Source organism: Pseudonocardia pini, from assembly GCF_013870575.1.
Taxonomy (GTDB): domain Bacteria; phylum Actinomycetota; class Actinomycetes; order Mycobacteriales; family Pseudonocardiaceae; genus Pseudonocardia; species Pseudonocardia pini.
The window spans coordinates 1-2025 of the sequence record NZ_JACBXB010000894.1; the positions used below are offsets into that span (position 1 = coordinate 1).

Annotated in this window: 2 protein-coding genes and 1 pseudogene; all 3 read left to right on the forward strand. The window is 72.3% G+C overall.

Features of this window, described 5'->3' with window-relative positions; genetic code table 11:
* Positions 1-399: pseudogene (locus tag H5J29_RS30480) on the forward strand (DUF3618 domain-containing protein); the annotation flags it as partial.
* Positions 400-542: 143 nt separating this feature from the next.
* Positions 543-1439, forward strand: a complete 897-nt coding sequence (locus tag H5J29_RS30485; RefSeq protein ID WP_181784406.1) for an SDR family oxidoreductase — start codon at positions 543-545, stop codon at positions 1437-1439.
* Between the two features lie 101 nt (positions 1440-1540).
* The gene (locus tag H5J29_RS30490) at positions 1541-2014 is read left to right on the forward strand and encodes a DUF2243 domain-containing protein (protein WP_181784407.1); all 474 of its coding nucleotides are present in this window, start codon (positions 1541-1543) and stop codon (positions 2012-2014) included.
* Positions 2015-2025 lie beyond the last annotated feature (11 nt).

The following is a 2025-nucleotide window of genomic DNA, read 5'->3' on the forward strand; positions in this document are numbered from 1 at the left end:
GGCACCGTCTCCGACGCCGCGTCCAGCACGGTGCACACCGTCCAGGACGCGCCGCAGAAGGCTCGCCGGCAGACCCGCGGCAACCCGATCGCCGCCGGGCTGATCGCGTTCGGCGCGGGCTGGCTCGTGTCCTCCCTGCTCCCCGCCTCCCGCCGCGAGCAGGAGCTCGCCGAGAAGGCGAAGGACCAGGCGACCGAGCTGGGCAGGCCGCTGGCCGACGCCGCGAAGCAGGCTGTGGGCGAGCTCCGCGAGCCCGCCCAGCAGGCGGTCGAGGCCGTCCGGTCCACCGCGCAGGACGCCGGACAGGCCGTGGCCGACGAAGGTCGCTCCGCCGCCGACCAGGTCAAGGACCAGGCCACCGACTCCGCTGGCGCGTTGCGTGAGGGCTCTTCCGGCTGAACCGACAGCTGCGGCCGCCCGCCGGGCACCTCATGACCGATCCCGCGAACGCCACCCTCGGTGGAGGGGTACGTCGGAACGTGGGTCGGGGTCCGCCCGGCGGGGTACGCCATGCTCACACGCATGAACGGGGACGGGCGACGATGACACAAGACCAGTTCACCCAGCAGGACCCGACCGAGCAGCACGCCGCCCCCGGCAGCGGGAACCGCACCGTCGAACACCCCGGCCGCACCGCCGAGATGGACGTGCGGCCGGACCACGGCGAGGAGACCTACCGCGGCACCGGCAGGCTCGAAGGCAAGAAGACCGTCGTCACGGGCGGCGACTCCGGCATCGGACGCGCCGTGGCGATCGCCTTCGCCCGCGAGGGCGCCGACGTCCTGATCACCCACCTCGACGCCGAGAAGGACGACGCCGCCGAGACCGCCCGCCTGGTCCGCGACGCCGGCCGCACCGCGGTCACCCTCGCCGTCGACCTGCGCGAGCAGGCCCGCTGTCAGGAGGTGGTGGAGCGCGCGGTGGCCGCATTCGGCCACATCGACGTGCTGGTCAGCAACGCCGCCTACCAGATGTCGCAGGACGGCGGCATCGACGACATCACCACCGAACAGTTCGACCGCGTCATGCACACGAACGTCTACGCGATGTTCTGGCTGTGCAAGGCCGCGGTCCCGCACATGCCGCCGGGCTCCTCGGTGATCACCACCTCCTCGGTGCAGGCCTTCCAACCCTCACCGCACCTGCTCGACTACGCCACCTCGAAGGCCGCGATCGTCGCCTTCACCAAGGGCCTCGGCCACAACCTCGCCGACCGCGGCATCCGCGCCAACTCCGTCGCCCCCGGTCCGGTGTGGACACCCCTGATCCCGGCGACCATGGACGGGAAGAAGCTCGACGAGTTCGGCGCCCAGGCGCCCATGGGCCGCGCCGCGCAACCGGCCGAGCTGGCCCCGTTCTACGTGTTCCTCGCCTCGCAGGAGTCGAGCTATATGACCTCAGAGGTCCTCGGTGTCACCGGCGGCACACCCGTCACGTGATCCGCTCCGCCGCACCCGCGTCGCCGTCCCGCGGGGCACGTCGTCGAGCCGGTGGGACCGGCGGAAGTGGGTAGCCCGCCCCGACCGACGGAGGGGACGCGATGGCGAGCACACCGGGCACGACGGGACCTGTCGCGGCGCGCGCCCCAGGCCGCAACGCTCTCGCGGGGGTCCTGCTGGGGCTCGGCATCGTCGCGTTCGTGGACGAGACCGTGTTCCACCAGATCCTGCACTGGCATCACTTCTACGACCGGGCGAGCTCGGCGGCGGGCCTGGTCTCCGACGGCGTCTTCCACGCCTTCAGCTGGTCCGCCACCGTCGCCGCCCTGTTCCTGTTCGCCGCGCTGCGCCGCGACCGCTCGCTCCACCCGGCGCGGTTCGTGGGCGGGATCCTGACGGGGGCGGGTGCCTTCCAGCTCTACGACGGACTCGTCCAGCACAAGCTGCTCGGCCTGCACCAGATCCGGTACGTGCCGGACGTGCTGCTCTACGACCTGGTGTGGAACGTCCTGGCCGGGATCCTACTCGCGGTCGGGCTCGTGTTGCTCGTGCGGACCCGCGAGCGGCGCCGGTGACCGGACACGAG

Excerpts from the sequence above, each read along its gene's own strand:
- H5J29_RS30490 (WP_181784407.1), top strand. The coding sequence starts at position 1,541 with ATGGCGAGCACACCGGGCACGACGGGACCTGTCGCGGCGCGCGCCCCA.
- H5J29_RS30485 (WP_181784406.1), top strand. The coding sequence starts at position 543 with ATGACACAAGACCAGTTCACCCAGCAGGACCCGACCGAGCAGCACGCC.